Below are 570 nucleotides of genomic sequence, written 5' to 3'. Positions count from 1 at the left end.
TCAAGATGAGATTTCCCATAGCGCAAGCTAGTAAGATCCCTGAAAGATGATCAGGTTGATAGGTCAGAGGTGGAAGCGCGGTGACGTGTGGAGCTGACTGATACTAATCGATCGAGGACTTAACCAATTTGATTACTCGACTTACTTCTTCTTCATAGCATTATCTAGTTTTGAGGGAATAAAGCTTTTTCGCGAAGCGAAAATAGGTTTCCATCCCTGAATTAAATAGTCTGGTGATGATGGCGAGAAGGTCACACCCGTTCCCATACCGAACACGGAAGTTAAGCTTCTCAGCGCCAATGGTAGTTAGGGGCTGTCCCCTTGTGAGAGTAGGACGTCGCCAGGCAACGGAAACGAGTATCTGATGAGGATACTCGTTTTTTTGTGTTTTTAAAGGGATTTATCCAAGAATTCTTTATTAATGCTAACAATTTAATTAATCAGATTCTATAATATTTGTTGGGGTTTAAACACTATTTAGTGCATAAAAAAAGCACGATATCATCCATTCTTATATACTTGAGTTGTCGAGAAACAAGTATAGAGTGGAGATACGTGCATTATGAATTC

At 40.0% G+C, this 570-nt stretch carries 2 rRNA genes; both read left to right on the top strand.

Annotated features, from left to right (window positions below):
- Positions 1–127 (top strand): 23S ribosomal RNA (locus ACFYKX_RS27230); the annotation flags it as partial.
- A gap of 102 nt (positions 128–229) precedes the next feature.
- Positions 230–346, top strand: a 5S ribosomal RNA gene (rrf, locus tag ACFYKX_RS27225).
- Positions 347–570: the final 224 nt, after the last annotated feature.

Source organism: Cytobacillus spartinae (genome assembly GCF_042865285.1).
In the GTDB taxonomy this organism is placed as follows: Bacteria; Bacillota; Bacilli; order Bacillales; family Cytobacillaceae; genus Robertmurraya_A; species Robertmurraya_A spartinae.
This window is presented reverse-complemented; position numbering and strand designations above follow the sequence as displayed.